Source organism: Microbacterium sp. Clip185, from assembly GCF_028743715.1.
Lineage (GTDB): Bacteria > Actinomycetota > Actinomycetes > Actinomycetales > Microbacteriaceae > Microbacterium.
On record NZ_CP117996.1, the window covers coordinates 3,146,229 to 3,167,248 of the forward strand.

Here is a 21,020-nt window from a genome sequence, read left to right on the forward strand (position 1 = left end):
AGGTACCTACGATCGGCAGCGTGCCTCCCACCGCGCGCCTGTTCCTGCCCGATCTCGTCGTCACGATGGACGATGAGCGCCGCGTCCTCACGGATGCGGGCGTCCTCGTCACCGGCGACACCATCACCGATGTCGCGCCACGGGCCGAGCTGATCGCGGCCCACCCCGACGCCGAGCACGTCGAGCTGCCCGACCGCCTGCTCATGCCGGGGCTGATCAACGCCCACCACCACTCCGGGATGCTGCGCGGCACCGCCGAGCACCTGCCGGTCTGGGAGTGGCTCCGGCTGCACATCGACCCCATGCACCGCGTGCTCCGCCCCGACGAGGCCGAGGCCGCCGCGTGGCTCTGCTACGCCGAGGGGCTCTTGTCGGGCACCACGACCGTGGTGGACATGTGGCGGTACATGGACGGCGCGGCGCGCGCCGCATCCGCCCTCGGCAACCGCGTCGTCACCGTCAACTACGTCGGCGAGCACCCCGACTTCGACTACTTCGACACGCTCGACGACAACGAGCGGATGCTCAGCGAATGGACGGGAGCGGCCAACGGCCGCATCATGCCCTGGGTCGGACTCGAGCACCCGTTCTACGCGGATGCGGCGGGCCAGCGCCGCGCGATCGCGCTGGCGAACGCCTACGGCACCGGCCTCTACACGCACTGCAGCGAGTCCGAGATCGAACTCGCCGACTTCGCCGCCCGCCACGGCGCGCGCCCCATGTTCGCCCTCGAGCAGCTCGGCTTCTTCGACGTGCCGCGCGCGATGATCGCCCACGCGGTGTGGCTGGATCAGGCCGAGGTCGACCTGATTGCCGCCCGCGGCGTCGGCGTCTCTCACAATCCGGTCTCGAACATGAAGCTCGCCAGCGGCATGGCGCCGGTCGCCGAGATGCTCGCCGCGGGCGTCGCCGTGGGTCTCGGCACCGACGGCGAGAAGGAGAACAACAACCTCGACATGTTCGAGGAGATGAAGGTCGCTTCCCTCCTCGGCAAGCTCCGCACGATGGATGCGGCCGCGATGGACTCGTGGCAGGTGCTGGGCATGGCGACCCGTGGCGGCGCGGCGGCGATCGGCCGCGGCGACGAGCTCGGCGCGCTGACGCCGGGTCGGAAGGCCGACTTCGTGGCCGTGCGCACCGACACCCCCCGCATGACGCCCTTCATGCCCGACGGCGCATATCCCAACATCCACCACAACCTCGTGCACGCGGTGCGCGGCTCCGACGTCGACATGACGGTCGTCGACGGCGAGATCGTCGTGCGGGACGGCCGCCTCGTGAACGCCGACCTGGGCGAACTCATCGACCGCGTGCGCGCGCTCGTTCCCGACCTCTTCGCCCGCCGCTCCGCGTGGATCTCGGCGCAGGGCGAACTCGACGGACTGTTCCCCCGAAAGGCCACGACATGACCATCGCGCTCGATCACGGCCCGCTCCGCGAGCGGGTCTCCGGCTTCCTCGCCGACAATCCCGGACGCCTGCTCATCGGTGGGCGCTGGGTGGATGCATCCGACACGTTCGCCTCGCTCGACCCGGCCACCGGCGAGACCCTGGCTCAGATCGCCCGCGCCGGGGCCGCGGACGTCGATGCCGCCGTCCGCGCGGCGAGCGCCGCACTCGAGAGCGCGGCGTGGGCACGGATGCGGCCGGCCGACCGCTCGAAGCTGCTGTGGCGCATCGCCGACGTCATGGAGGAGCACCTCGACGACCTCGCCGAGCTCGAGACCCTCGACCAGGGCAAGAGCCTCGGCACGGCCCGCTTCGGCGAGGTCCCCGCGGCGATCTCGCAGTTCCGCTACTACGCGGGCTGGCCCACGAAGATCACGGGCGAGACGATCCCCACCTCGCTCACCCGCACCCCCGAGGGCAAGGACGTGTTCGCCTACACGCGGCGGGAGCCCGTGGGCGTGGTCGCGGCGATCGTGCCCTGGAACTCGCCGCTCATCATGACGGCGATGAAGCTCGCCCCCGCTCTGGCCGCAGGCTGCACGATCGTGCTCAAGCCCGCCGAGAACACCTCGCTCAGCGCGCTCTACCTCGGCCGCCTGCTGCAGGAGGCGGGGCTGCCCGACGGCGTCGTCAACATCGTCACCGGCTACGGGCACGAGACGGGACAGGCGCTCGTCGAGCACCCCGGCGTCGCGAAGATCGCCTTCACCGGTTCCACCACGGTCGGCAAGAAGCTGGTGGCCACCGCATCCGATCGCCTGGCGCGCCTCACGCTCGAGCTCGGCGGCAAGTCGCCCTCGATCATCCTGCCGGATGCGGATCTGTCCGCCGCCGTCGCGGGCGTCTCACGCGGCATCTTCGACAACGGCGGCCAGGTCTGCGTTGCGAGCGCACGCATCTACGCGCACCGCGACGTGTACGACGAGGTCGTGGCCGGTATGGCGGCCACGGGCGACGCCCTGCGGCTCGGTCACGGCCTCGCGTCCGGTACGGATCTCGGCCCTCTCGTGAGCGAGACGCAGGCCCGTCGCGTCGCGGCCTACGTCGACGAGGGTGCGGCCGACGGGGTCACCGTGGTCACCGGCGGCGAACGGTCGGGGCCGTCCGGCACGTTCTTCACGCCGACCGTGCTGACCGACGTCCCCCCTCACGCCCGCCTCATGCGGGAGGAGATCTTCGGGCCCGTCGCCGTCGTCACCCCCTTCGACGACCTCGACGAGGTCGTGGGCTGGGCGAACGACAGCGACTACGGGCTCGCCGCGAGCATCTGGACCGAGGGGCTCAGCAACGCCCACCGCGTCGCCGCGCGCCTGCAAGCGGGGACCGTGTGGGTCAACTGCCACTCCTTCCTCGGTCCGGAGCTGCCTAAGGGCGGACACAAGGAGTCCGGCTGGGGCTACGAGAACGGAGCGCAGGGGTTGGAGAACTACCTCGAGACGAAGTCGGTGGTGATGGTCGTATGACACGGATCGCGCTCGGGGTCTTCGAGATGATGAACCCCTCCAACGGGATGCCGACGTGGACGCATCCCGACGGCCGCGGCGACGACTGGGACCGTCTCGACTACTGGGTCGATCTGGCGCGCGAACTGGATGCGGCCGGCTTCGACTTCCTGTTCTTCGCCGACACCTACGGCTACGCGACGCTCGAGGGTCGGATGCCCGACGAGGTCGCGGCCCACGGCATCCAGTTCCCCGCGCTGGATCCGATGCTGGCCATCGCGACGCTCGCGCGGGCGACGGAGCGCCTGGGCTTCGTCGTCACCTCGCCCACGACCGTCGAGAAGCCCTACGGCACCGCCCGCCGCTTCGCGACGCTCGACCGCTTCACCGGTGGTCGCATCGGCTGGAATGTCGTGACCGGCAGCTCGCAAGCGACGACCGATCAGCTGTTCGGGGTGACCGAGACGCTCGATCACGATCAGCGCTACGACGCCGCCGACGAGTACCTCGACACCTGCCTGCGCCTGTGGGAGCACAGCTGGGACGACGACGCCGAGCTGCGCGATCGCAATCGGGGCGTCTACGCCGATCCGGCGAAGCTGCACCGCGTGGAGGTCGAGGGCACGTATCAGCGCGCCGCCGGGATCTTCGCGGTGCCGCCGACCCCGCAGCGCACGCCCGTGCTCTTCCAGGCCGGCACCTCGGATCGCGGCCGCGCCTACGCCGCCCGCAACACCGAGGCCGTGTTCATCCAGGGCCAGTCGATCGCCGCCGCCAAGGCGCACGTCGACGACATCCGCGCACAGGCGGTGGCCCACGGGCGCGACCCGCACGACATCAAGGTGATCTCGGGCATGACCGTGACCGTGGCCGCCACCGAAGCCGAGGCACGCATCCTCCGCGACGAGTACGAGAGCGTGCTGCAGCGCGCGGATGCGGCCGTCATGTTCGCCGGGATCACGGGGCTCGATCTCACCGGCATCGACCCCGACACCAAGGTCGTGGACCTGCGCACCGACCTCGGACAGACCCTCATCCAGCGCTACGCGCGACAGAACGCCGAGATGCGGGTGGGCGAGATCCTCGACCAGTTCCGCACGAAGGCGATCCGCGGGTTCCAGATCACCGGTTCCCCCGAACAGGTCGCCGACGAGATCGAGGCGATCGTCGACGGTTCGGGGCTCGACGGCCTCATGCTCGAGCCGACCTTCGGCGGGCCCGGAGCCTACCGCGCGTTCATCGAGCTCGTCGTGCCCGTGCTGGCCGCCCGGGGCCGGGTGAGCCCGCCCGTCGGCGCCACGTTGCGCGAGCACTTCGGCGGCGGCCCCCGCCTCGCCGCCACGCACCGTGCGCATCGCCTCGCGGCGCGCGAAGCCGCATCCCTTCCTTCCTGATCCCGCACGCCCCACGAAAGAGAGACCACATGAGAGCCGACGCCGTCGAGGCGGTGATCCGCGGGCTCAAGCGAGCCGGCGTCTCCGTCGCCACGTACCTGCCCGACTCGCTGCTGAAGGAGCTGTATCCGGCTCTGGATGCGGACCCCGACATCCGCACCATCCCCGTCACGAACGAGGGCGAAGGCGCTGCCATCGCCGGCGGCGTCTTCCTCTCGGGCAAGCGCGCCGTGCTCGTCATGGAGAACTCCGGGCTGCGCGCCGCGACCGAGCACCTCGCCCGCATGGGACTCGGCGCCGGCATCCCTGTGGTCATGATCATGAGCTACCGCGGAGAGATGGGCGAGAACAACTGGTGGGCCATCCCGCACGGCATCACCATGGAGCCTCTGCTGCAGGCCCTGCGCACCCCATACACGATCGTGCGAGACGTCGACCAGCTCGAGACGGCGATCGTCCGCGCCTACGACACCGCCTACGCGTCGTACTACCACGCCGCCATCGTCCTCGGAGGGGATCTGGTCCGATGAGCTACTCCCGATTCGAAGCCATGAAGCTGCTCGCCGCACGTCTTTCGGACGAGCTCGTCATCCTTTCCCTCGGCGGCGCCGTCGACGAGTGGTACAACGCCGCGCCGCACATGCGCGAGGCGAGCCTGTTCCAGCAGCAGCTCGGATGCGTGACGCCGGAGGCGTTCGGCCTCGCCGTGGGCCTGCCGCATCGCCGCATCGTCTCGCTCGACACCGACGGCGGCCTGCTGTTCAACCTCGGGATCCTCGCGACCCTCGGCAACGAGCGCCCCGAGAACCTGTTCATCGTCGTGTGGGACAACGAGCAGTACCAGTCGATCGGGGGACCTGCGACCCACACGGCGAAGGGCCGCGTCGACCTCGCCGCGATCGCGCGCGGCGCCGGTGTCGAGAACGCGTTCACCGCCGAGACGCTCGAGGAGTTCGACGCGCACTGCGCGGCGGGGCTCGCCGCATCCGAGCCGTACATCGTCGTCGCCAAGACCGACGGCATCCTCGAGCCCGGCATCAAGCGCAAGCACTCCGACGGGCGCGAGGACAAGTACATCTTCGTGCGCCACGTCGAGGCCACGGAGGGCATCAGCATCATGGGTCCGAGCGAGCACAACTGATGCCCCTCGTGCGCACTCCCGCCGCCGGCTACGACGAGATCGTCGTCGGCGGCGGAGCGGCCGGATGCGTGCTGGCGGCGCGCCTGTCCGAGGATCCCGCGGTGCGGGTGCTCCTCATCGAAGCAGGCGGCGACCACCGCGGCGTGCGCGAGATCCTCGACGCCGCCCACTGGGACGCCCTCATCGGCGGCGAGTACGACCACGGCTATCGTTCGACGCCCACCCCGCACGTGCTGGGTCGGTCGCTCGCGATGCCGCGCGGCAAGGTGCTCGGGGGTTCGTCCTCGACGAACGCAATGCTCTGGTACCGCGGCAACCGGGCGGACTACGACGCGTGGGCGGATGCGGGCGCCACCGGATGGGGCTACGACGACCTGCTGCCCTACTTCCGACGTTCGGAGACTCGCGCGGGCGGCGACCCCGCCTACCGCGGACTCTCCGGCCCCATGCGGGTTGGACCGCTCGCGCACGTGCACCCGATCGCGCACGCGCTCATCGCCGCCTCCGCCGAACGCGGCTTCCCGGTGATCGACGATGCGAACGCGGCCTCCAACGAGGGCGCGACATACCCGGACTACAACGCGATCGAAACCGACGACGGCGCTTTCGAGCGCTGGAGCACGGCGCGCGCGTACCTCGAGCCCGCGCTCAGCCGGCCGAACCTCGACGTGCTGGTCGACAGCCGCGTCCACGCGCTGCTCCTGGCCGGCGAGCGCGTCACAGGGGTGCGGCACACGGTGGGCGGGGTGGCCGTCGAGACCGCCGCCACGCGGATCGTGCTCGCGGCCGGGGCGCTCGACACCCCGCGGCTGCTGCAGCTGTCGGGGATCGGGGACGCCGCGCGGCTCGCCGCATCCGGCATCCGCGCGACGCATCATCTGCCCGGAGTCGGCGAGAACTTCCAGGACCACCCGCTGATCCTGGGCATGAACTTCCGCGCCCGGCACGACCTCGGCCCCGTGATCGGCAACGGGGGCGGCGCGATGCTCAACTGGCGCAGCTCCTTCGCCGACGCGGGGCCCGACCTGCACACCGTCATCGCGCACGGCTCGCGCGGCGACGAGGCGCTGCACGCGCGGCACGACCTGTCCGGGAATGGCGTGTTCGCCCTGGTCCCCGGCCTGTACCGGTCTCGGAGTGTGGGCTGGGTGCGGGTGCGCTCCGCGGATCCGGAGGCGGTCGCCGACATCCATCCGAACTACCTGGCCGACCCGACGGACCTCGCCGCGATGGTCGAGGCGGTCGACGCCGTGCAGGATCTCGTCGCCGCATCCGCCTACGCCGACCTCGCCCAGGGCCCGATCACGCCGGCCGCCGGGCTCGCGCACGCGGACAGGGTGCGATTCGTGCGGGAGAACATCGGCACCTTCTTCCACTGCTCCGGCACCGCGCGCATCGGCACCGACGAGCTGGCGGTCGTCGACCCGGCGCTGCGGGTGAGGGGCCTCGAGGGGCTGTGGGTGGCGGATGCGTCGGTCATGCCCTCGATCCCCACGTGCAACACGCAGGCCCCCACCGTCGCGATCGCCGAGCGCGGCGCCGAACTCGTCGCCGCGGCCCGCTGACCCGCGCACAGCAACACGCGTCCTTCGAACTCAGGCCAACAGTGCTCGAGGGACCCGAAACGCGGCCGGTCGCTCGCCGAGGCGACGAATCGAGTCCCTCCGACACGAGGGACCACCGTTCGAGGGACCCGAAACGCGCACCATCCGGCCCTCGCACAACAACACGCGTCCCCCGAACACAAGCCACCCCCGTTGAAGGGACCCGAAACGCTGGCCGCACGGCCCCGGCGCAGCAACGCGCGTCCCTTGAGCACCGGATGCGGAGACCGCGCGGATGCGGCGAGCGCGCGTGAGCGATGCCGCACCGACCCGGCGTGCTCGTCCCGCCTTCGCTCCTGTGCGTGCCCTACGGTCTGAGCCAGAGCACCCACCGTGGGCGACTCGGAGGGGGAACGATCATGGACAACAGCGCGCGCCCGGCGACAGTCACCGCATCCTTCTGGCTGTGGATAGCGACCGTCGTGCTGTCGGCGATCTCGATCCTCACCTCGCTCGCGGACGGGCGCTACGCCTTCGCCGACGCCCGGCGGCAACGCGCAGGTCGCTGCCGCGGTGGGCCCCGCCGCGGCGATCATCGGCCTGGCCGTCGGTGCGGCGCTGCGCATCCTGTTCGCCGTCTACATGCTCCGCGGACGCAACTGGGCACGCATCGTGCTGCTCATCCTGGCGATCATCGCGGTGCTGGCGGGGCTTCCGGCCTTCGCCACGGGCAACGTCGTGGACATCCTCATCGTGGTCGTCGCGCTCGCGGCAGCCGTGCTGATGTACCTTCCGGCGTCGAACCCGTACTTCCGTCGCCGTTCCGCGGCCGCCTGACCCGCGTCCAGCCCCGTTCAAGGGACCCGAAACGCGCCCCCGCCGGCCCCGGCGCAACAACACGCGTCCCTCGAACACAAGCTGCCCCTGTTCGAGGGACCCGAAACGCGGCCCAACCAAGGAAAAGGCCGCGAAACGCGTCCCTCGAATAGAAAGGGCGAACCGGGTCAGGGCTCGAGGAGGGCGTCGAGGGCGATGAAGGCGCCCTCGAACTCGCCGCGCAGGCGCGCCTTCGTGGCCGCATCCGCGAACGAGATGTCGATGCCCGCGAGGGCGATCCGCTTCGCCGTGGCCGCATCCACGCCCAGCGCCATGAGCCCCTCGCGGTACTCCTTGCCGATGTCGGTGCGGAAGAACATCGCGTCATCGGTCGACACGCTGACCGTGAGTCCCGCGTCGATCATCGCGCGCAGGCGGTGTCCCTCGTCCAGCGTCCATCCCGAGCAGATCGTCGTCGACACGGGGGTCGTCGCGAACCCGATGCCGCGCTCCAGGGCCAGCGCCACGACTGCCGGATCGTCGACGATGCGGTAACCGTGGTCCAGGCGGTCGCAGCCCAGCACCTCGATCGCCTCGCGCACCGCATCCGGTGTCGCCGTCGGGGTCTCCCCGACGTGCGCCGTCAGCTTCAGCCCGGCGGATGCGGCGAGCCGGTACGCCGCGGCGAAGCGGGTGGGGTCCTCGGTGTTCTCCGGCGTCAGATCGTCCTGCCCGATGCCCACGACCTCGGGGATGCCGTGTTCGATCACCTCGCGCACCATCGCGACCGCGGACTCGGGGCTGTCGCGCCGGTTGATCGCGGCGACGATGCGGAATCCGACGCCGAAGTCGGCCTCCGCGCGGCGCAGGCCCGCGATGATCGGGTCCATGACGTCCCGGTAACCGATACCGCGGACCGCGAAGTACTGCGGGTTCACGTAGTACTCGCGGTAGCGGAGGTTGCCCTCGGCCACCGCGGCGCGCACGCCCTCCCAGGCGACCCGCTCGAAGTCCGCCGGCTCGCGCAGCACATCGTGGGCGGCGCGGAAGGCGACGAGGAACTCCGGCAGGTCCGCGAAGTCGAACAACGTCTCGGGATCGTCGCCCCAGAGCTCCACGCCGTAGCGCGCGGCCAACTCGATGAAGGTCGTCGCCGTCATCGTCGAGGCGAAGTGGCAGTGCAGCTCCGTCTTCGGCAGCAGCTGCAGGTAGTCGGCGTACGAGATCACGGCGTTCCTCCCGGGGTGCGGGGCCTGAGCACACCCGCGCTCTTGACGACGAGAAGCCGGTACGGCTCCCCGTCCAACGACCACCAGCGGTGCACCACGCCTCCGGGGAAGTGCACCGAGTCGCCGGCCGTCAGATCGTGCGCCTCGCCGTCGAGTTCGATCCGGATGCCGCCGGCCACCACGTAGAGGAACTCCTCCTCCTCGTGGCTGAAGCTCTCACCCGGCACGAGGGCGTCCGCGGCCACCTCCATCGGATGGAAGGCCCGCGCGTCGTGGGCAAGCATCCGCGCGGTGCCGGAGGCGAACCCCTCGGGCACGGCGCCGGAGCCGGCGCGCTGGATCTCGATCGCGGATGCGGCCTCGCGCGGCTCGTCGGAGGCGGCGATCAGCTCGATCGGGCTCGTCTCCAGGGCCACCGCGATCCGTCGCAGCGACGCCAGGCTCGGCTGGGCCAGTCCGCGCTCCAGTTGACTCAGGAACGGATGCGAGAGCTCTGTGGCCGCGGCCAGGCGCACGAGCGTCAGCCCGCGCGCCTGCCGAAGCTCACGGATGCGGGCGCCGAGACGCTGGCCGGCCGCATCCTCGTCCGCGGCGATGGTGGCGACAGGGTCGGTCATGGTCCGAGATTATGCGGCGGGCATCGCGACGCCGTGGCGCGCCGCGTAGTCCGCGACGGCCGCAAGGTACTCGTCGCGGCGGGCCGGCGTCAGCCAGGACGCCTCGAACGAGTTGATGGCGAACTGCACCAGGTCGGTCTCGGTCAGCTTCGCGTGCTCGGCGAGGGCGACGTAGGTGTCGCCGACGTAGGCGCCGAAGTAGGCGGGGTCGTCGGAGTTCAGCGTGACCTTGGCACCCTGGCGGAGCAGTCCCACGATCTCGTCCGCCTTCATCTGCTCGGTCACGAAGGAGTTCGACACCGGGCACGTCGTGAACCCGAGCCCGCGCTCGATGGCGAGGGCGACGAGAGCCGGGTCCTCGACGATGTTGGTGCCGTGGTCGATGCGGTCGACCTGGATCTCATCGAGCACCGTGCGGATGTTGTCGATCGAGCCGGGCTGGTCGATGTCGCAGTGCATCGTGAGAAGGAAGCCCTCGGCGCGGGCCCGGGCGAAGACCTCGGCGAACTTCTCCGGCGGGTTTCCGCGCTCGTCGGAGTCCAGCCCGATCCCGAGGATCCACTGCTTGTAGGGCAGCGCCTCCATGAGGGTCGCGAAGGCGAACTCGGCGGAGTAGTCGCGCAGGAAGCACATGATGAGCTCGGCCGAGATGCCGAGTTCGCGCTCCGCGCGCACCACCGCGCGGCGGTACCCGCCGATCACGTCGGCGAACGGCACCCCGCGGCCGGTGTGGGCCTGCGGGTCGAAGAACATCTCCACGTGCACGACGCCCTGTGCCGCCGCCTTCTGGAGGTAGGCCCAGGCGAGGTCGTGGAAGTCATCGGCCGTGACCAGCACCCGCATCGCCGGGTAGTACACCGCGAGGAAGCTCGTGAGGTCGGTGAAGTCGTAGGTGGCCTTCACCTCGTCGACGGTCTTCTCGGCGAGCTCGATGCCGTTGCGCTCGGCGAGCGCGAACTTGAGGTCGGGCTCGAGGGTGCCCTCGAGGTGCAGGTGGAGCTCTGCCTTGGGCAGGCCGTGCGCGAACGCGGTGAGATCGGTCATACCGAAGATCTTCCTGGAGTCGGCGGATGCGGCGCGAGTCGCCGCGAGGATCAGATTCCGGTCTGGGCGCGCATGCCCATGCGGGCGAGCACCACGTTCTCGACGATCTGGATCACGTTGTACAGCACGAGCGAGACGATCGTGACGAGCACCACGGATGTCCAGAGGGCGCTGAACTGCGCCTGCGGGATGTAGCCGGCGATCGACCCGCCGATCCCGCCGCCGACGGCGAGCCACTCGGCGAGCAGCGCGCCGGTGATCGCGCCGGGCACCGAGATGCGCACCGCGGCGAAGAACGCCGGGAGCGAGGACGGCATGGCGATCTTGCGCAGCTTGGCCCACGACCCGCCGCCGTAGACCTCGACGAGATCGTTCATCTGCGCGGAGGCGGACTTGAGGCCGAAGGAGATGTTCACGAGGGCGGGGAAGAGCACGACGATCCCGCCGATGACGGCGACGGTGGCGATGTCGCGGCCGAAGATCATGATGATCACCGGCGCCATGGCGATCAGGGGCACCGAGCGCAGGAGCATCGCGACCGGCATGAGCGCGTGTTCGATCCCCTTGCTCAACTGGAAGATGCTGGCACCGAGGATCGCGACGACCAGTCCCGACACGAAGCCGATCAGCGAGTGCCCCAGTGTGACGGCCAGGTTCCCGAACATGAGCTCGCGGTTGGCCTCGGCCGCCGGCAGCGTGAAGAGGTAGTTCCAGACGTCGACGGGGCCCTTGGCGATCATGGGCGAGACCTTGAGGATGGCCAGGACGCCGACCCACAGGGCGAGCACGCCCACCAGGGTGCCGATGAAGGTCACCATGCCCCAGCCGAAGGCCTTCAGGGCGCCGGACGCGACCTGTTTGCGCACCGTCACCTCGAGATCGGGCTTCTGCGCGGGCGGCTGCGGGCCGGCGGGGGCGGTCATAGCTTCGGCGGACTGCCGCGTGCCGGTGGCTGCGATGGCTGCTTCGGTCACTTCTGGGCTCCCTTCGACCAGGGCGCGATGAGGCGGGCGACGAGTCCGACGAGGGCGAAGCCCGCGAGTGCCACGGCGCCGGAGGCGAGGGCGAGCGCCCAGACGAGGGGCGCGTCGGAGTTCTGCTGCGCGAGGATCATCGCAAGCCCGACCCCCGCCTCGATCTTGCCGAAGAACTCACCGAGCACGGCGCCGAGGAAAGCGGCGGGGACGGCGATCTGCAGCGCGTTGAGGATGGCGGGGAGTGCAGCGATGAGGCGCACCTTGCGCAGCTGCGTCAGCTTGCTGCCGCCGTAGACGGTGATGAGGTCCAGGCTTGACCGGTCGGCCGACTTGAGTCCGAGGAGCGCTCCGACGACGGTCGTGAAGAAGACCGACAGGGCCGCCAGGAAGACCGCCGTACCGCTGGGCTCCCCTGCTTTCGGCACGGGGAACAGCACGACCGCGAGCATGCCGATCGCGACGATCGGGACGCAGTAGGTCAGGATCGCGAACTGCATTGCCACGCCCTCGAACCGCGGAACGAGCAGGACGATGAACGCGAGGGCGAGAGCGAGACCGTTCCCCCAGAGGTATCCGATACCTGCCTCGACCAGGGTCACCGAGAAGTTGCGGGCGAAGTAGTCCCAGCCGGTCGTGATGTACGCCCCGATGACGTCGGGCGGGCTCGGGATGATCTGCCGGCCCGAGGGGTTGAGGAAGATCGTCGAGATCAGCCACCAGAAGGCGATGAGGGCGATCCCGCCCATGATTCCGATGACCCACGCGGGGAGGCGGACGTCCTCCCACTGGACCGCCTTGCCCTTGGGCGATGCGTCAGTGGTCGTCATCAGCCGCGGCCCCTCCCGCTCCGAACAGAAGCTCAGAGGCCTGATCGACGTAGGAGTGGAACTCCGGGCTGCGCATCATCTCGGGCAGGCGCGGCCGGGGAAGATCGATCGTCATGACCTCTTTGATGCGCCCGGGGCGCGGGCTCATCACGGCGACCTGGTCCGAGAGGAAGATCGCCTCCGAGATGCCGTGCGTCACCAGCAGCGTGGTCGCCGGCTTCTCCGTCCAGATCCGCAGCAGTTCCAGGTTGAGCTTCTGGCGGGTCATGTCGTCGAGGGCGCCGAAGGGCTCGTCGAACAGCAGTACCTCGGGGCGCATGATGAGCGAGCGCGCGATCGACACGCGCTGCCGCATCCCGCCCGACAGCTGCGCCGGCTTGGCCTTCTCGAAGCCGCGGAGCCCGACCAGGGCGATCATCTCGTCGATGTACGCCTTGTCGGGGCTCTTGCCCGCGATCTCGAACGGCAGCCGGATGTTGGCGTAGACGCTGCGCCACGGAAGCAGCGCCGAGTCCTGGAAAGCGATCCCGAGCTTGTTCTCGCGACGCATCTCCTTGGGGCTCTTGCCGTCGACGCGAGTGGTGCCGCTCGTGGGCTGCTCGAGGCCCGCGAGGATGCGGAGGATGGTCGACTTCCCGCATCCGGACGGACCCAGCAGCGACAGGAACGTGCCCTGGTCGGTGTGGAGGTTCGTGTCCTGAAGGGCGACGACCGACTTGCGGCCGGTGGTGAAAACCTTGTTCAGGCCGGTGATCTGGAGGCCGGTGCCGAGCGCGGCATCGGTCGCGCCGGTCTCGACGACAGTCTGGGTCACGTCGATGGCTGCTTTCGCTCGGGGTCGGTGGGTCACCGACGGGGGAGGGGGAGTACGAGGGCGCCCGCGCACGGGCGCCCTCGCGGTGTCAACCTGCGTACTTGACCAGGTCGGGGTTCTCGCTGTAGAGCTCCTCGAGCAGCGAGGTGTCGAACAGCTGGTCGGCGGTCACGTCGATGCCGGCCTCCGACAGGCTCTTGATCGTGGCGTCCTTGAGGTCGTCGGAGATCGTGAACAGGCCGTTCTCGACGGTCTCGTCGGAGACGACGAGGTCACTCAGCTGGGCGGCGGCACCGGCCTCGGAGTTCTTCGGGTCGAGGTTGAGGTCCTTGCCGTAGTCCTCGTATGCGAGACGCGCGCACTCGGCGGGGTCGGCGATCGCGTCGGTCCATCCCTGGATCTCGGCCTTCAGGAACGCCTTGACCTTCTCCGGGTTGTTCTTGATCATGTCGTCGGTCGCGACGAAGGTCTCCGCCGGGAAAGCGAGGTTGTTGTCGGCGAAGGGCAGGTTGACCGTCTCGTAGCCCTCGTTCGCGACGATGATCGCCTCGTTGGTCAGGTAGGAGACGAAGCCGTCCACCTCGCCGTTCGTGAGGGGCGCCGGGTCGTACTGCACCGGGACGACCGTGACGTCGGACGTGGTCAGCCCGTTGGCGGCGAGGAACGCGTTGAACAGCGAGGTGTTCGGGTCCTGCACGCCGATCTTCTTGCCCTTGAGGTCGGCGACCGTGGCGATGTTGCCGCCGTCCTTCAGTGAGAGGATCGTGAACGGGTTCTTCTGGTAGGTCGTGCCGATGATCTTCAGCGGCGCGCCCTCGCTCGCGACGACGGAGCCGATCGCGACGGCGTCGCTGAGACCGAAGTCGGCGGATCCGGCGATCAGCTCGGTGGCGCTCGTGGAGGGGCCGGGCACGAGCGTGGCGCTGCTGAAGCCCGCGTCGGTGAAGTAGCCCTTGGAGTCGGCGAAGAACTCGCCGCAGAACTCTTCGTTCTTGATCCAGCTGAGCTGGATCGTGGTGTCGCCCAGGCCCGCGGCGTCACCGCCGGATGACGAAGAGGATGCGGGGTCGCTGGATCCGGCACACGCGCTGAGCGCGAGAGCGGACAGAGCGACGGCGGCGATGGACACGGCGACGCGCGTGCGGCGTGCGGTGAAGCGGGACATAAGCTGTCTCCCGGTTTGTCGGGTGGTGCACTTCGGGTGGTTGGGATGCCGGCGCCTCCCGTGCTCGGGTTCATCCCGGCGGCAGCGGTCTGCGTGACGAGTCCGACGCTAAGCGATGTAGATTTCACGAACACTGGCGGTCGTGTTTCCGCACCGTTACACCTGACCTATCCACAGGTCGGCGTCAAGAGGCTCATGCGGGCACGCGCGGACCGATAGCCTGGCGGCCGTTCACCACAGCGAACACGTCCCCTTCAGCCTCCTCTGGCGGCACCGCCGTCCGAGCGCGCCCGAAAGCGAGTGCCATGCGTACCTCCCGCCTCCTTACCGCCACCGCCGTCATGGGGGCCGCCTTGTTCCTCGGCGGCTGTTTCCAGATCAGCGACCTCGGGGGCGGCCCCGAGGCGGTGCGCGACGCCGACACGGGCGAGATCACCGACGCCGGCAAGGCCGACGTCTTCACCCTCTCCGTGGGCGACTGCATGAACAACACCTCCAGCGAAGAGGTCACCGACGTCCCGGTCGTGCCCTGCAGCGACCCGCACGACACCGAGGTCTACTACGAGTTCTCGCTGCCGGACGGCGAGTACCCCGGCAAGGACGAGGTGTACTCCGCTGCGGAGGAGGGCTGCTACAACGAGTTCGCGAACTTCGTCGGCATCGCCTACGAAGAGTCCACGCTGGAGTTCTCGTACTTCGCACCCACCCAGCAGAGCTGGGACCAGGGCAACGATCGTCTGGTCTCCTGCCTCGTCGTCGACACGGCAGAGCAGGTCACCGGCACGCTCGCGGGCGCCGCGCGCTGATCGATCGCACACGAAGGGGGCCGGGTCATCCCGGCCCCCTTCGTCGTTCGCGATCTCAGGCGGGGTGGCGGCCGAGGCGCTCGGCGACGCGCGGCAGGTCCTCGTGCACGCGGATGGTCGCCTCCGGCGCGAGCGGGTTCGTCGAGACGCCGTCCTCGCTCACGAGGCGGCCTCCCACGTAGACCCGCTTGAGGTTGCGGGGCGTCATCGACAGCACGTAGCTGCGCACGGGATGCCAGAGCGGACCGACGTCGGGCTTGCGGGGGTCGACCACGACGAAGTCGGCGAACTTGCCGACCTCGAGGCTGCCCACGCGGTCGTCGACGCCCAGGATCGCAGCTCCCCCCAGGGTGTGCAGGCGCAGGACCCGCTCCGGCATCATCGACAGCGGATCCTTCGTGCGCGCGCGCTGCATGAAGATGCCCGCCCGCATGTTCTGCCAGGGATCCGAGACGTCGGTGCAGGCCTGGTCGTCGAGGCCCATCCCGACCTTCATCCCCAGCGCCAGCATCTCGGGCACGAGAGCGACCCCGGAGGCGAGGCGTCCGTTGGATGCGGGCTGCCACGACATCGAAGCGCCGCCGGCCGCAGTCTGCTCGATGATCTCGGGGGTGGTCTGGATGAAGTGACCGAACATCATGCCGGGGCCGAGGGCTCCCGCATCCCGGTACATCGCGAACTTCGACTGCTGCAGCGGCACGGCTTCGGGGGATTCGAGGAAGTGTGCCTGGTTGGTCACCCCGAACCGGCGCATCGCCTCGACCTCGACCTCGGCCGCATCCGGCCGCGGCGACCACTGCACCTGGCCCATGATCGACGCGCCCAGCGCGAACGCCGGGTCCATCGCGCGGGAGTGCGCGACCTCGGCGGCGAACCGGTCGAAGATCTCCTCGTCGCTGCCGACGGTCGCGTCCATGCCGATCGCGTCGACGAAGCGGATGCCGGCGTCGAGGCAGCCGTCGGCCTGACGCGTGTGGTATTCGAGGCCGCGCATCGCGGCGTTGCCGACGCGCTTGCCGTCGACCATCGACTCCCACGCCTGCAGCGGATCGGTGAAGTTGTAGGCCGTGGTGACGCCGTTGCCGAGGAAGTCGAGTGCGCCGTGCAGGGTCGACCAGTAGATGTCCTCCGGTGTCGCCGCGGAGGTCATGCCGAGCATCGAGTCGCACCATCCGTAGAGCGTCTCGCCCACGCCGAGACCCCGCAGCCCGCTCGTGAACAGGTGCGAGTGGCTAGACACGAACCCGGGGGCGACGAACGCGCCATCGACGTCGAGGACCTCGTCGGCGGTGACCGTGGGAACACCCGACCCGAGGGCCGCGATCCGTCCGTCCTCGACGAGCATCCACCCGTCTTCGATGTAGCCGGCGTCCTCGGTGCCGGCGGGCACGGTGATGAGGCGCGCGTGCGTGATCAGCAGGCTCATGGGGCTCCTGTTCGGTTCGGGGCGGACGACACGGATGTTGGTGACGCTAACACTGCGATGTTTCGCGCGCGTGGCGCCGGCGTCCCGTCCAAGGCGCACTTCCGGTGCCCGAGTTGCGTCGCATCTGCGCACATGCGCCACTTCTGCGCAGATGCGACTGTCAATCACTGTGGCGGATGCGGAAAAGTGCCGCCCTCGACCACGCGGCGGCCGGTGAGGCCTGCGCCGCACACGACGCCGCCCCGCATCCGGGGCAGGATGCGGGGGGCGGCGTGATGGGTGACTCAGCCGGCGTACGCGATGAGGTCAGGGTTCTCCTGGTAGACCTCGTCGAGCAGGCTCATGTCGAACAGGTCGGACGCCTCCAGCGTGATGCCGGCGCCCGCGAGGCTGGCGATCGTCTGCTTCTGCAGCGCGTCGGACACCGTGAACAGTCCGTTCTCGGCCGTCTCGTCCGTGGTGATCAGCGCGTTGGTCGCCAGCAGGCCGGCGATCGTCTTGGCGGGGTCGAGGTTCAGGTCCTTGCCGTAGACGTCCTTCGCGAGGCGCGCGCCCTCGTCGGGGTCGGCGAGGGCATCGGTCCACCCGCGGATCTCGGCCACGAGGAACGCCTTCAGCATGTCGCGCCGGTTCTTCAGGGTGTCGTCGGTGACCGAGAACGTCTCGGCGACGAACGGCAGGCCGTTCTCGGCGAGCGGCAGGTTGGCCGTCTTGAACCCGGCCATCTCGACGGTGATCGCCTCGTTGGTGAGGTAGGCCGTGAAGCCGTCGACCTCGCCGTTGGTCAGCGGCGCCGGGTCGTACTGCACGGGGACGATGTCGACCTGGGAGGGGTCGATGTCGTTCGCGGCGAGCAGCGCCGAGAAGAGCGCGCGGTTGGAGTCCTGCACGCCGATGCGCTTGCCGATCATGTCCGCGGGCTTCAGGATGTTGCCCCCATCGGCCAGCGACAGGATGGTGAACGGGTTCTTCTGGAGCGTCGCGCCGATGATCTTGATGGGCGCACCCTCGGTGGCCACCGCCGTGCCGGCCGACACGGCGTCGTTGATCGCGATGTCGGTCGTGCCGCTGAGCAGTTCCGCGACGCCGGTCGAGGGCCCGGGGATCAGCTGGACCTTTCCGAGACCCGCCTCCTGGTAGTAGCCCTTGGAGTCGGCGAAGTACTCGCCGGCGAACTCCTCGTTGAGGATCCAGCTGAGCTGAAGGGTGACATCGCCGAGACCGGCTGAGTCGGACGATCCGGATGCGGCGGGCTCCCCCGAGCCGCCGGCGCAGGCGGTGAGGGCGGCGGCCGAGACGACGAGGCCGGCGAGGGCGATTCCCAGGCGGGATCTGTGGCTGCGTGACATGGGTGCTCCTGGTGGTGGATGGTGTGGGTCAGGGGGTCTTCATGAGCGGCGCGGCGAGGTCGGCGACCATGCGGTCGGCGCGCTGGCGCAGGTCGCGTTTGCTGTCCGCGTCGAGCCAGCTCGCCTCGATCGCGTTGGCGGTGAAGGATGCGAGGGTGTCGAGGCCGTACCCGAGCGCGTGAGCGAGGGCGCGGTAGTCGTGGGTGGGATCGGTACCGAACATCGGCGGGTCGTCGGAGTCGATCGTCACGAGCAGTCCTGCATCCACCATCTGCTTGATGCGCAGGTGACTACCGTCGCCGCTGCCGGAGTAGCGGCCGATGTCGCTCGAGACCGGCGTGCACGTGAAGGGGATGCGCTCCTCGACGCAGCGGCGCGTGATGTCGGGGTCGTCGACGACGTGGTAGCCGTGATCGACGCGGCTACACCCGAGCAGGTCGAGGATGGTCTCGATGTTGTGCGGGGGCCCCGATTCGGAGTGCGCGGTGCGCTGCAGACCGGCCTCGCCGGCGAGGCGGAAGGCCTTCCAGAACTTCTCCGGCGGCCCGATCATCTCTGAGTAGTCGAGCCCGATGCCGATGACCTCGTCGTAGAGGTTCGCGATCATCGTCTCGACCAGCTCGGTGGCGGCACCCGGGGTGTCGTTGCGGTTGAGGCCGACGATGAGGTTGCTGCGGATGCCGGTGTCGGTCTCGGCGTCGCGCATTCCGGCGCGGACGCCGTCGATGATCGTGCGGTAGGCGACGCCGGGGTGGCCGGGAGGGCTGAGGAAGATCTCGCGGTAGAGCACGTTGTGCGCCGCGCCCCCTGCCGTCAGCGACTCGTAGGTGACGCGATGGAAGTCGTCGACGTCGCGGATGACGGAGCCCGCCACATCCAGCACGCGCAGGAATTCGTCGAGGTCCTCGTAGCTGGCGTGGTCGAACAGGTTCTCGGCGGTGCGTCCGCCGTCGAGCAGGACGCCGTGCTTGGCCGCCAGCTCGACGAGCGTCGTCGCCTGCACCGAGCCGATGAGGTGGCAGTGCAGGCTGACCTTCGGCAGGCCACGCACGATCCGCTCGATCTCGGCCGCTGTGCTCATGGGCTCCCCGTGCTTCTAAACTGAGGGAGACGCCCTCGGCGATAACTGACAGCATTCATATTCGGTGGATGCGATGACGAGAGCATTCGGCGAACGTTTCCGGAGCGTAAATTGAGCGACCCCTCCCTCGATGCCGATCTCGGTTCGGTCGTCGGTGCCGAGATCCGGCGACTGCGGGATGCGGCCGGGCTTTCGACCCGCGAGCTCGCGGCCGCAGCGGGGATGAGCCAGCCGTTTCTGAGCCAGATCGAGCGCGGTGCGAGCGCCCCGTCGATGGCGTCGGTCTACCGCCTCGCCCGCGCGCTCGGGGTGCGCCCCGGCGATCTTCTGCCGGCGGTGGGCGCCGACGAGGTCGATGTCGTCCGCGCCGACGAGGGCCGCCGCATCCCCGTCGCGGAGCGAGATGACGCAGCCCTCGGGCGCGCGCTGCTGCTGCGCGAGAGCTCGGCGCTCGAGGTCGTCGAGTACACCTTCGGCCCCGACGAGTACATCGCCGAGTGGTTCGAGTCGCCCGGCGAGAGCGGCCTGTACCTGGTCTCAGGGCGCCTCGAGGTGGACGTGCTCGGCGCCGGCACCTACGCACTCGCGCCAGGCGACTTCATCCGATTCCCCGCGGGCGCCCGCGACCGGTGGCGTCTCGTCGGCGAGGAGCGGGTCGTCGCCCTCTTCGTCACGAGCGTCCCGCGCCCCCGCTGATCCCCCGCCGCGCTGCCCGGTGAGATGCCCGGCGCGGTTTCCGGCGCGGTTTCGTGCGCGGTTTCGTGCCGAACTGCGTCGCATGTGCACAGGGGCCACACAAATGCGCAGAAGCGCCTGTCGAGAACTGTCGCGGATGCGGAGAAGTGTCGCGCAAGCGGGCGGCGCCGCCACCGGAAGTCGAGCGCATTCCGGAGTTCGCGGATGCGGAGAAGCATCGCGGATTCCGGGCACATGCCATCCGCATCCGCATCCGCGTCTGATCATCGTTATCACCTACATAAACCAATTGCCATGTGTTTATGTGTTGTGGTGTGCTGTCCGTGTGGAGCAGGACGCAGGACTCGAGGCCGCCGCGGCACTCTTCAAGGTGCTGGGTTCGGCGTCGCGCCTGCGCCTGGTCCGACTCTTGGCTACTGAACCCGCGGGAGTCACACACCTGGTGGCGAGCACCGGCATGTCACAGCCGCTGGTTTCCCAGCACCTCAGGACGCTTCGCTCCGCGGGTATCGTCACCGTCGCCCGCGCGGGGCGAGAGGCGCTCTACAGCATCAGCGATGACCACATCGCCCACGTCGTCGACGACGCACTCACCCATGTCCTCGAAGAGGACCCAACCCACCGAGGAGAAGAACGATGAGCACCACCGACGTTCACGCCGAGCACGGCGTCGACGAGCACGAGCACGGAGCCGACTGCGGTCACGAGGCCGTGGACCACGGCGACCACGTGGACTACGTGCACGGCACGCACCACCACGCCCTGCACGGCGACCACTACGACGAGCACGAGAGCGTGGCAGAGCACTCGAGCGCCGAGCACGCCCACGGCGACGGATGCGGGCACGAGACCGTCAGCCATGACGACCACGTCGACTACGTGCACGACGGCCACAAGCACGCCCCCCACGGCGACCACTACGACGAGCACTGACGCATACCGATGGGGGCGGGAATCCTCCGCTCTCACCGGTGGCGTCGTCCCCTACCCCGGGCTCTCACCCTCTGACGAACTGCGACGCATGTGCGCGAGCGCCACAAGAATGCGCAGATGCGCCTGTTGAAACCTGTCGCAGATGCGAAGAAGTGTCGCGGATGCGGGCGGCATCGCCGCCGGAAGCCGAGCTGAACCTGGACCTGTCGCGGGTGCGGGCGCCCCACGCCACAGCTGCCACACCCCAGCCACACCCCGGCAGCCCGTGGGC

The 21,020-nt window shown here is 69.5% G+C and carries 21 protein-coding genes; 11 read left to right on the plus strand and 10 right to left on the minus strand.

The window, feature by feature from the left end:
• Positions 1–20 precede the first annotated feature (20 nt).
• The 7 genes from PQV94_RS15360 to PQV94_RS15390 all read left to right on the plus strand — a co-directional run bounded on the left by PQV94_RS15360 (position 21) and on the right by PQV94_RS15390 (position 7,806).
• On the plus strand, positions 21–1,409 hold the full coding sequence (locus PQV94_RS15360; RefSeq protein WP_274286629.1) for an amidohydrolase family protein: 1,389 nt from the start codon (positions 21–23) through the stop codon (positions 1,407–1,409).
• Positions 1,406–2,911, plus strand: coding sequence for an aldehyde dehydrogenase family protein (locus tag PQV94_RS15365; protein ID WP_274286630.1), 1,506 nt, complete (start codon positions 1,406–1,408; stop codon positions 2,909–2,911). Before PQV94_RS15360 ends, PQV94_RS15365 begins: the two co-directional genes overlap by 4 nt.
• The gene (locus tag PQV94_RS15370) at positions 2,908–4,284 is read left to right on the plus strand and encodes an NtaA/DmoA family FMN-dependent monooxygenase (protein ID WP_274286631.1); all 1,377 of its coding nucleotides are present in this window, start codon (positions 2,908–2,910) and stop codon (positions 4,282–4,284) included. The genes PQV94_RS15365 and PQV94_RS15370 overlap by 4 nt, the downstream gene beginning before the upstream one ends.
• 29 nt (positions 4,285–4,313) lie before the next feature.
• The gene (locus tag PQV94_RS15375; protein WP_243232221.1) at positions 4,314–4,814 is read left to right on the plus strand and encodes a thiamine pyrophosphate-binding protein; all 501 of its coding nucleotides are present in this window, start codon (positions 4,314–4,316) and stop codon (positions 4,812–4,814) included.
• Entirely contained in the window at positions 4,811–5,425 is a 615-nt protein-coding gene (locus PQV94_RS15380) for a thiamine pyrophosphate-dependent enzyme (protein WP_274286632.1), read from the plus strand. Before PQV94_RS15375 ends, PQV94_RS15380 begins: the two co-directional genes overlap by 4 nt.
• Positions 5,425–6,990: a GMC family oxidoreductase gene (locus PQV94_RS15385; protein WP_274286633.1), complete on the plus strand. Its 1,566-nt coding sequence runs from the start codon at positions 5,425–5,427 to the stop codon at positions 6,988–6,990. The genes PQV94_RS15380 and PQV94_RS15385 overlap by 1 nt, the downstream gene beginning before the upstream one ends.
• 552 nt (positions 6,991–7,542) lie before the next feature.
• Positions 7,543–7,806, plus strand: coding sequence for a hypothetical protein (locus PQV94_RS15390; RefSeq protein WP_274286634.1), 264 nt, complete (start codon positions 7,543–7,545; stop codon positions 7,804–7,806).
• 167 nt (positions 7,807–7,973) lie between these two features.
• On the opposite strand, the gene add (PQV94_RS15395) is transcribed toward PQV94_RS15390, so the two are convergent.
• From add (PQV94_RS15395) to PQV94_RS15425, 7 genes are all read right to left on the minus strand, one after another.
• Entirely contained in the window at positions 7,974–9,014 is a 1,041-nt protein-coding gene (add, locus tag PQV94_RS15395; RefSeq protein ID WP_274286635.1) for an adenosine deaminase, read from the minus strand.
• Positions 9,011–9,631 carry a helix-turn-helix domain-containing protein gene (locus PQV94_RS15400; protein WP_274286636.1) on the minus strand — a complete coding sequence of 207 codons (621 nt, stop codon included), beginning with the start codon at positions 9,629–9,631 and terminating at the stop codon, positions 9,011–9,013. Before PQV94_RS15400 ends, add (PQV94_RS15395) begins: the two co-directional genes overlap by 4 nt.
• A 9-nt stretch (positions 9,632–9,640) precedes the next feature.
• Entirely contained in the window at positions 9,641–10,675 is a 1,035-nt protein-coding gene (add, locus tag PQV94_RS15405; protein WP_274286637.1) for an adenosine deaminase, read from the minus strand.
• 50 nt (positions 10,676–10,725) lie between these two features.
• Entirely contained in the window at positions 10,726–11,649 is a 924-nt protein-coding gene (locus PQV94_RS15410) for an ABC transporter permease (RefSeq protein WP_274286638.1), read from the minus strand.
• A complete protein-coding gene (locus PQV94_RS15415) occupies positions 11,646–12,479 on the minus strand; it encodes an ABC transporter permease (protein WP_274286639.1) in 834 nt (277 codons plus the stop codon). The genes PQV94_RS15410 and PQV94_RS15415 overlap by 4 nt, the downstream gene beginning before the upstream one ends.
• Complete coding sequence (locus tag PQV94_RS15420; RefSeq protein ID WP_274286640.1) at positions 12,466–13,293, minus strand: ABC transporter ATP-binding protein; 828 nt, start codon at positions 13,291–13,293, stop codon at positions 12,466–12,468. The genes PQV94_RS15415 and PQV94_RS15420 overlap by 14 nt, the downstream gene beginning before the upstream one ends.
• Before the next feature lie 88 nt (positions 13,294–13,381).
• Entirely contained in the window at positions 13,382–14,458 is a 1,077-nt protein-coding gene (locus PQV94_RS15425; protein ID WP_274286641.1) for an ABC transporter substrate-binding protein, read from the minus strand.
• A 305-nt stretch (positions 14,459–14,763) separates the two neighbouring features.
• On the opposite strand from PQV94_RS15425, the gene PQV94_RS15430 reads away from it, so the two are divergent.
• Positions 14,764–15,264, plus strand: coding sequence for a septum formation family protein (locus tag PQV94_RS15430; protein ID WP_274286642.1), 501 nt, complete (start codon positions 14,764–14,766; stop codon positions 15,262–15,264).
• A gap of 55 nt (positions 15,265–15,319) precedes the next feature.
• Here the strand turns inward: PQV94_RS15430 and PQV94_RS15435 are convergent, their stop codons facing one another.
• The 3 genes from PQV94_RS15435 to add (PQV94_RS15445) all read right to left on the minus strand — a co-directional run bounded on the left by PQV94_RS15435 (position 15,320) and on the right by add (PQV94_RS15445) (position 19,120).
• Positions 15,320–16,690, minus strand: a complete 1,371-nt coding sequence (locus PQV94_RS15435; RefSeq protein WP_274286643.1) for an amidohydrolase family protein — start codon at positions 16,688–16,690, stop codon at positions 15,320–15,322.
• A gap of 284 nt (positions 16,691–16,974) precedes the next feature.
• The gene (locus PQV94_RS15440; RefSeq protein WP_274286644.1) at positions 16,975–18,039 is read right to left on the minus strand and encodes an ABC transporter substrate-binding protein; all 1,065 of its coding nucleotides are present in this window, start codon (positions 18,037–18,039) and stop codon (positions 16,975–16,977) included.
• Positions 18,040–18,067: 28 nt separating this feature from the next.
• Positions 18,068–19,120: an adenosine deaminase gene (gene add / locus PQV94_RS15445; RefSeq protein WP_274286645.1), complete on the minus strand. Its 1,053-nt coding sequence runs from the start codon at positions 19,118–19,120 to the stop codon at positions 18,068–18,070.
• A gap of 111 nt (positions 19,121–19,231) precedes the next feature.
• Here add (PQV94_RS15445) and PQV94_RS15450 point away from each other — a divergent pair, with 111 nt between their 5' ends.
• The 3 genes from PQV94_RS15450 (at position 19,232) to PQV94_RS15460 (ending at position 20,749) form a co-directional block, all read left to right on the plus strand.
• A complete protein-coding gene (locus PQV94_RS15450; RefSeq protein ID WP_274286646.1) occupies positions 19,232–19,816 on the plus strand; it encodes a helix-turn-helix domain-containing protein in 585 nt (194 codons plus the stop codon).
• Between the two features lie 325 nt (positions 19,817–20,141).
• Positions 20,142–20,456 carry an ArsR/SmtB family transcription factor gene (locus PQV94_RS15455; protein ID WP_274286647.1) on the plus strand — a complete coding sequence of 105 codons (315 nt, stop codon included), beginning with the start codon at positions 20,142–20,144 and terminating at the stop codon, positions 20,454–20,456.
• On the plus strand, positions 20,453–20,749 hold the full coding sequence (locus tag PQV94_RS15460; RefSeq protein ID WP_274286648.1) for a hypothetical protein: 297 nt from the start codon (positions 20,453–20,455) through the stop codon (positions 20,747–20,749). The genes PQV94_RS15455 and PQV94_RS15460 overlap by 4 nt, the downstream gene beginning before the upstream one ends.
• Positions 20,750–21,020: the final 271 nt, after the last annotated feature.